Consider the following 7,850-nt stretch of genomic DNA (forward strand, 5'->3'; position numbering starts at 1 on the left):
ACCTCCCCCCCCTCCCCCCGGATCCCCTCGACTACGTGGGCAACGGCCCTCCGACCTACGCCCCCGAACCCACTGCCCTCCCACCCGCGGACCCCGACGACCTGGACGACCTCGTCGCCGACACCGTCCTCGACGGCGCCCACTACGGCGCCTGCACCCTCCGGGCCGTCTCCCTGCGCGGAGACTCCGCCCGCTACCGGGGTGAACCGCGCCGCGACTCCCTCCTCACCGCCCGCTTCGGCACCGGCGACCACGCCCTGGTCCTCGTGGCGATGGCGACCGGCGCCCGGGCCACCCCCAACGCCCACCGCGCCGCGGCCGAGGCCTGTCACTGGATCGGCCGGGCCGTCGGCCGCAGTCACCCGAGGCTCGCGGAGGACATAAGGGCCGCACGGCGCGGCGACCTGAAGTCCGGCCTGCACCGCCTCACCGACCGCAGCCTCGGCAAACTCCGCGCCAGCGCCGCCGAACAGGGCATCGAACCGGAGGAGTACGCGGCGACCCTGCGCTGCCTCCTGCTCCCCGCCGACCCCGAATGCCGTACGCGTGTCTTCTTCGGCGTCGGCGGGGGCGGACTGTTCCGGCTGCGGGACGGCGAATGGCAGGACATAGAGCCCCGCGTCACCGACGCCACCGGCGAACCCGTCGTCGGCTTCGGCTCGTTGCCGGCCGAGACGCCCGAGGGCGACCGCCTCACCATGGACCTCGGCATCACCACACCCCCGAGCCCCTACGACCCGTCCCCCGACCCGCCCCGCGAACTCTTCCGCTTCCGTGCCTCGGTGGCCCGCCCGGGAGACACCCTCCTGATGTGCACCGGCGGCCTCGCCGACCCGCTGCGCGGCGAACCCGAACTCGCCGCCCACCTCACCGCACGCTGGTCCGGATCCGAGCCCCCCGGCCTCGCCACCTTCCTCGCCGACACCCAGGTCCGGGTCAAGGGGTACGCCGACGACCGTACGGCCGCCGGCGTGTGGGAGGCCTAGCCCCGCTTCCGGCGGTACTTCTCAGGTGTACGGCACCCACTTGCGGGCCGAGGTGTCGTACCCGTAGCTCGGCAGTCCCTCGATGCTCGTCGTGCGGAACGGGCGGCCGTGGTCGTCGATGCGGACCGTGCCGGTGCGGCCCTGGGAGGACCAGTCCAGTTCGAGGTACCAGCTGCAGTCGCAGCTCTCCGTCTGCGCGTCGACCAGCAGCACCTCCGGGTCCTGCGCGGACACCTGGTACGGCAGCTTCATCGCCGGGATCGGGGTGCCCGTGTCGTTGCCGTCGACCGGGCGGGCGATGGGCCGGTCCTTGTCCAGGTCGACATCGAAGTAGCGGGGCGTCAGCGCACCGCCGCAGCCGTTGTCCATGGCGTACGAGGTGCCCTCGACGGGTGCCGAGCGGCCGACGACGCGTACGCGGAGCGCCTCCAGGACGACGGCCGTCGACGTCCGCCCCTGTACGGCGATCTCCACCATGGTCTGCTGCCCGTGCACCGCGTTCTGGGACGCCGCCCAGATCCCGGCGTCCTGCGGGGCCGGAGGTGGGGGCACCTGCTGCGGGGACTTGGCGATGACGTAGTCGTGACCGCAGCCGCCCTGCCAGACGTGGGAGTCGATGCTCCAGGTGAGCGGGACGCCGCTCGGGGGCTGCTTCCGGCCGGCTTCCTCGGAGGGCTTGGCGGTGGACTCGGCGGATTCGGTTGGATCGGCGGAGGACTTCTTCGACGTGCCGGCCGAGGGTGACGCGGTGGTGGGGGAGGGGCTCGGGGACCTGGTCGACTTCGGGCGGGGAGTGCCCGAGTCGGTCGTACGGGGCGGATCGGCGGCCTGGACGGAGTCGCTGCCCCCGGGGCGGTGGTCCGGGAGGGCGGACAGGCTGCCGAGCGTGGCGAGGAGCGCTGTCGTCACGGCCGCGGAGACCAGGAGGCGTCGGCGGCGGTACCAGGGGCGGCGGGTAGGCGCGCCCGGCGCGGGTTCTTCGGGCGTCTCTGCCGGGGAGCTGTCCGCGGACCCGTCCGCAGTGGAGGGGGCGCTGTCCGCCGCCGGGGGACTCGCCGTCCGGGTGCGCTGCCGTGCCGCAACCGCCAGGATCCACCGCCGGTGCAGCTCGAGCCGCTCCTCCGGCGTCGCCTTGCACAGCGCGGCGAAGCGTTCCACGGGCGCGAAGTCGAGGGGGACCGCGTCGCCGGCGCAGTAGCGGTGCAGCGTGGAGGTGTTCATGTTCAGGCGGCGGGCCAGCTGACCGTAGCTGCGGTCGGTGCGTTCCTTCAGGCGTCTGAGTAACGCCGCGAACTCCTGGACGTCGTCGCTCTGTACTTCCGACACTGTTCCCCCGCGTCCTGCCCGTCCCGGGACGGCATCCCAGGCACTCCATATACCTGCACGTCAGCAGGGCTGGGATGGTTCCACCGTCGCGGATCGGGCGTCGGCGGTTGCGCCCGCCGACTGTGACGGCTGATGCTCTTGGTGTCGCACCGACCAGGCCGACAGGGCCCAGGGTCTGTCCGGCGGATCAGGCCGGCTGCAAGGCGGAGGAGGGAGTCGACGCGGAGCGTCGGCGACCGACGACAACGCGGCAGATGTGCGTGCCAGGCACCGCGACGTCGGCCTGATCCGCCGGCCAGGTCCTGGGGGGCCGGACGGACCATCCGGCGTCGGTGACGACCGACTTCCGATCGTTCACGCTCTCATCTCACTCACGGGGGACACCCATGCCCAAGCACACCCGAGCCGGCGTGCTCGCCGCACTCGCCGTCGCGGGCCTCGCCGCAGGCGCCGCACTCAACGCCGCACCGGCGGGCGCCGCTACGAAGGCGCCCGCGCCGAAGTTCCTGTCGGCGTCCGAACTCCCGCCGCACCCCTCCTCCGCCTGGACCGCCGGCAAGGTCACCGACGGCGTCCCGGAGGAACTGCCGGGCTGCCTGGCCGAGGCGTTGCTCGGCTACGACTCCCGCCACCGCACCTTCCGCACCGAACTCGAGACCGGCGCCGAACAGGTCAGCGTCGTCGTCGGTGACAACGCCAAGGCCAAGGCCCTCGCCACCCACCTCAACAAGCAGATCCGCTCCTGCGCCCTGCGCAGTGACGCCGACCCGGAGATCGAGGCCGAGTACCGGAGTTACGGCAGCCTGCCGGTCGAGGAGGGCGCCCGCGTCCACGGCGTGCACACCCGCGCCTCGTGGGGCGCCATGGACATCCACCTCCTGTCCGTCGGCCGGGACGGCGGCACCGTCACCCTCGTGCGGTGGGGGCAGATGGGCGACTTCACGGACGCGCCGGTGAAGGCCTTCAAGAAGACGACCACCACCGCGGTCGACAAGCTGTACTGACCGACGCCCACCACTGGACCACCACACCAGCGGGGCCGCCCACCCGGACGGGGGTCGGGCGGGCGGCCTCGCATCCATAGGCCGAAGGCAGCGAATTCCGGCCAGTTTCGCCGGCTGTGGGCATCGGCTCCGACAGCGCCTCGACGTCGAGCCCCCACAGCCACGCGTCTGCCTCGGGTACGGCCGGATGCGCAGAGCGGAATCGGTAGATGGGCCGATTCCCTGCGGTCCGGACGCTCCCGGGGCAGTCGGCGCGCAGTCGGGCAGGACTGCCCTGGTCGGCCGCCCCTCGAGGAGCGGATCGAACCGCCGCGCCTCCCCTCGTCAAAAGCCCGCCTCCGGCCTGGAAGCCGCGCCCGCCGCCGGTGGCCGACGCGATTCGGCCCTCGCACAGGGTGGCTTCCGGGCGACCGGTGGGTGACGTTCCAGGTTTCATGCACCCGCACGAGCTGCCCCACCCGTGGCCGAACACCTGGTCGTTGCCGATTCGACATGACTGCCGCCGGTCCGACCGGGAAATGGTTCCCGTGAACGTGTTCGAGCCAGGAGGGGAACCGACATCGGCACGCGGGCGGGGGTCATGAAAAGGCAGGCACGGGGAGGCGGTCCCATAACGGTAGGGGCCTCCTCGGCAAGGACAGTGGAGGACAGGGCCGCGAGCGCCGGGGAACAGGCGCAGACGCCTCAGCTCAGGCGCAGACTCGGGAGGGCGGACCTGCGGGCCGTACCGGAGGCACGCAGGGCTCTGCGCGAGCTGTTACGGCACTGGGGGAGGCCCGGCCGATCGGACATAGCCGAACTGCTCACCAGCGAGCTCGTCACCAACGCGCTCGTCCACACCGACCGTGAAGCGGTCCTGACGGCCACCGTCGGACCGGGCGGACTCAGAGTGGAGGTGAGGGACTTCGTGGCCCGCAGACCCAGACTGCGCGTACCGAACGCCGACGACGGTACGAACGGCAGAGGCCTGATCCTGGTCCAGTCCCTCGCGGACGCCTGGGGTGTGCGCTCACACGGCGTGGGGAAGGCGGTGTGGTTCGAACTCGACGCGGGCGCCGCGTGACCACGGCTGCCGTATGACGAGGTGTGCCTCATGACAGCGGGAAGGGGCGCGACCCGAGCTTCGGGTCGCGCCCCTTCCCGTCGATGAGTGGCGTTCTCAGCCGAACTGCTGCTCAAGGTCCTTGAGCTTGCGCTCCAGGGAGTCGAGCCGCGGCAGCGCCATTGTGTCGTCCTCCGTGGTGAGGTCGACGGTCACCGGCTCAGAACCGGTGCGGACGGGCTGCAGTGAGGGACGCGATCGTACGGGCAGTTGCTCCGGCGCGGATATGGCAGGCTCCGCGGAGACTTGGGCCGAGGCGCGCTCCAGGGCCGCCTGCGGCTCCACCTGCCGTCCGCCGCCACGCCCGATGAAGCCGCGGTGGCCCCGGCTGATGGCCTTCAGCTGGGCGCGCTCCATGCGCTGCTGGTCGCGCCTGCGCAGCCGGCTCTCGTCCTTCTGCCGCTTGTCCTCACGGACCTCGTCGACCGCCTCGTCCAGGCTGCGCACACCCTCCAGCAGCATCAACGACCAGGCCTTGTAGGTCTCGCGAGGGGCCCGCAGCCAACGCACGATCCGGATCTGCGGGAGGGGCCTCGGCACCAGACCCTGCTCGCGCAGGGCGGCCCGGCGGGTCTGCTTCAGCGCCCGGTCGAACAGCACGGCCGCGGACAGGGACATGCCGGCGAAGAAGTGCGGGGCACCGTCGTGGCCGAGGCCCCTGGGCGCGTGCACCCAGTTGAACCAGGCCGCGGCGGCCGCGAACGTCCATACGAGTATCCGGGAGCCGAGAGCCGCATCACCATGGCTGGCCTCGCGCACCGCGAGGACGGAACAGAACATCGCGGCGCCGTCCAGACCGAACGGCACGAGGTACTGCCAGCCGTTGTGCAGGCCGAGGTTCTGTTCGCCGAAGCCGACCAGGCCGTGGAAGGAGAGCGCGGCGGCCACGGCCGCACAGCAGAACAGCAGCACATAGGAGGCGGTGCCGTATATGGCCTCCTTGCGCCTACGGCGCTCCTCGCTGCGCTCCCACGAGTCGTCCGCGCTCGCGTCCTTCCCCGAGGTCTTCCCGCGCCGGAGCACCGCTATCGCCGCCAGCAGGCCCAGGAGCAGGACGGCGCCCGGAAGCAACCAGTTCAGCGATATGTCGGTCAATCTCATCTGGGGTCCCTTGCATTGGGATAGGGCGTAACGCCCGCCATAGTGGCCCAATCCCACCGGCCCTCAGGGGGTTTCGGGGCAAGAGGCCGCCAAGGAAGTGCAAGGGGATGCCCAGGGCGGCGTTCTGCTCGAACTGCCGCTTGAGGGGCGGGAGTTGAGTTCGAACAAGACTACCCGTACGGGTGGTTCCACGGAAAGTTCCTGCGCTAGGTGAGGAATTTGTGAAACGCCTGTAACCGTAACGGGTGTCGCGCTCACAGGTGATCTTACGGCACGGTGCTGTACGCCCACGCCGGAGGGGCCCATGCCTGAGGGGGTGTCAACCGGCCGCGGCCAGAAGCTTGGTGACGCGGTCGGTATCGCAGGTGCGCGGGCAGGTGGCGCAGGTGTCCTCGGGGCGCAGTGTGTAGAACATGCAGCAGCTCGCCCGGTCCCGGGTGGGCAGTGACTCGCCGTCCGGGCCGGTGAGTTCGCGGAAGGCGGCCGAGCCGACGTACGGCTGCGTCGAGCCCGGCAGCAGCAGCTCCAGCTCGCGCCGTGCGCGTCCCTGCTCGCCGCCGCCCAACAGCTGGGCGACGTACCACAGGCCTTCGACGAGTTCGTCGGTCGCCATGCCCCACAGTGCCCGTCCGCGCCGCCGCATGCGCGGTCCGAAGCCGGTGAGTACGGGTTCCAGGTGCTCGGCGACGGCGACCCGTACCTCCGCGCGCAGCGCCTCCTCGTCGGGGACGACCCGGGTGCCGGGCAGGGTGGCCGCGGGGTCACCGGGGAGGCAGGCGAAGGTGGCGGGGCGGGCGGCCAGGCGGCCCATGGCGAGGCCGGGGGCCGTGCGGTCGTACGAGACATGCGTCACGGGGAAGCGGGGGACGCGGCGGAGCAGGAACCACGGCACGGTGATCAGCAGGCAGACGGGCCAGGCGTAGCGGTGCAGGCCGAAGCTTGCGATGACGTCGGGGCGTGCGGGCTGTCCGTAGTCGCGTTGTATCTGTGCGTCGTCCCAGGCCAGGAATGCGTCGAGGCCGGTGCCGCCCGCTGCCAGGGAAGCGGCGGTGATCCAGCCGCCGTGGCCCGGGAGCTGCTCGTCGACGGACGGCTGGGTGATGTCGAGCCCCGGGAGGACCTCGGTGAGACGGGTGTAGGCGTCTGCGAGGGCTATGGGGGGCACGGACATGGGTACCGCCGATCCGTGGGACTTTAAAGGTAAGCCTTACCTTACCCAAGATCGCTGCGGTTTACCCTGCCCTATGGGGACGCCCCCATTACCCCCGTGTCGAGTTCTGCGCCTATGGTGCTTGACGGACGAGTAACAACCCGCCGTAATGACCCCAAGTACCGACACGTCCGGAGGAGGACCCGTGAAGCAGGGCGCGCATGGCTCCGCGGCAACGGGGATTCCCCAGGTCTCGCAGGCGCCGGAGGGCTCGGGAGTGCCGCGGGTGCCGTCGCAGGGCCGGGCTGCGGGCGTGGGCTTGGGCTCGGACGTGGACCGGGCGCGGGGCGCCGACGCCTCGGCGCCGACGGCTCGTGGTGAGCACACCCACAGTGAGCAGCCCATCCCGCGACCGCGTCCGGTCGTCCAGCGGGCCTCCGTGCGGGGGCAGATCCTCGACGCCCTGCGTACCGCACTCGTCGCCGGTGAGCTGACTCCCGGCGCGGTCTACTCGGCCCCCGCACTCGGCGAACGCTTCGGTGTCTCCGCCACGCCGGTCCGCGAGGCCATGCAGCAGCTCGCGCTGGAGGGTGCCGTCGAGGTCGTCCCCAACCGGGGGTTCCGGGTGGTCGAACGCGGCGCCCGGGAACTGGCCCAACTGGCCGAGGTCCGGGCGCTGATCGAGGTCCCGGTCATGCTCCGGCTCGCGCGCACCGTCCCCGCCGAACGCTGGGCGGAACTGCGCCCGTTGGCAGAGGCCACGGTCCGGGCGGCGTCGACCGGCTGCCGGGCGACGTACGCGGAATGCGACCGCACCTTCCACCGTGCCGTGCTCTCCCTCTGCGGCAACGAACAACTCGTCCAGATCGCCGACGACCTCCACCGCCGCGCCCAGTGGCCCCTGGTGAGCGCCGCCCTCCCGCCCGACCGGAGCCACGCCGACCTCATCACCGACGCGACGGAACACACGGCGCTGCTGGACGCGTTGATCGCCGGGGATCTGGATGTGGTGCGGTCGCTGGTAGGGGAGCACTTCGCGGGGTAGCGTCCGCAGCGCCCACGACGCCGGGCGCCCACTCTCAACGCCGGTCCGTGCATTTCAGCCCGTCCGGCGTTTGAGGACGAGGCCCGTTCAGGGCCGAAGCGGGGGTCCAGGGGGCGGCAGCCCCCTGGCGGGGTCG

Annotated in this window: 7 protein-coding genes; 4 read left to right on the forward strand and 3 right to left on the reverse strand. The window is 71.8% G+C overall.

All coding sequences use genetic code 11. From position 1 onward, the window contains the following. Nucleotides 1-986: protein phosphatase 2C domain-containing protein (locus tag ADL12_RS16380; protein WP_062703052.1), on the forward strand; the 986-nt coding region annotated here is incomplete at its 5' end. A 21-nt stretch (nt 987-1,007) separates the two neighbouring features. Here ADL12_RS16380 and ADL12_RS16385 read toward each other — a convergent pair. Next, nucleotides 1,008-2,312 carry a helix-turn-helix domain-containing protein gene (locus ADL12_RS16385; protein WP_062703054.1) on the reverse strand — a complete coding sequence of 435 codons (1,305 nt, stop codon included), beginning with the start codon at nt 2,310-2,312 and terminating at the stop codon, nt 1,008-1,010. A gap of 386 nt (nt 2,313-2,698) precedes the next feature. Between ADL12_RS16385 and ADL12_RS16390 the strand changes: the two genes are divergently transcribed. Together ADL12_RS16390 and ADL12_RS16395 are read left to right on the forward strand one after the other, a co-directional pair. Further along, nucleotides 2,699-3,316 carry a hypothetical protein gene (locus tag ADL12_RS16390; protein ID WP_062703056.1) on the forward strand — a complete coding sequence of 206 codons (618 nt, stop codon included), beginning with the start codon at nt 2,699-2,701 and terminating at the stop codon, nt 3,314-3,316. Between the two features lie 640 nt (nt 3,317-3,956). Then, the gene (locus ADL12_RS16395) at nt 3,957-4,379 is read left to right on the forward strand and encodes an ATP-binding protein (protein ID WP_062703058.1); all 423 of its coding nucleotides are present in this window, start codon (nt 3,957-3,959) and stop codon (nt 4,377-4,379) included. Between the two features lie 96 nt (nt 4,380-4,475). Here ADL12_RS16395 and ADL12_RS16400 read toward each other — a convergent pair whose 3' ends face one another. Then, complete coding sequence (locus ADL12_RS16400) at nt 4,476-5,519, reverse strand: DUF2637 domain-containing protein (RefSeq protein WP_062703060.1); 1,044 nt, start codon at nt 5,517-5,519, stop codon at nt 4,476-4,478. Nucleotides 5,520-5,838: 319 nt separating this feature from the next. After that, on the reverse strand, nt 5,839-6,690 hold the full coding sequence (locus ADL12_RS16405) for a (2Fe-2S)-binding protein (RefSeq protein ID WP_062703062.1): 852 nt from the start codon (nt 6,688-6,690) through the stop codon (nt 5,839-5,841). A 184-nt stretch (nt 6,691-6,874) separates the two neighbouring features. On the opposite strand from ADL12_RS16405, the gene ADL12_RS16410 reads away from it, so the two are divergent. Further along, nucleotides 6,875-7,714 (forward strand): GntR family transcriptional regulator, encoded by an 840-nt coding sequence (locus ADL12_RS16410; RefSeq protein ID WP_062703064.1) that lies wholly within the window; start codon nt 6,875-6,877, stop codon nt 7,712-7,714. Nucleotides 7,715-7,850: the final 136 nt, after the last annotated feature.

This window comes from Streptomyces regalis (assembly GCF_001509475.1).
GTDB classification, from domain to species: Bacteria; Actinomycetota; Actinomycetes; order Streptomycetales; family Streptomycetaceae; genus Streptomyces; species Streptomyces regalis.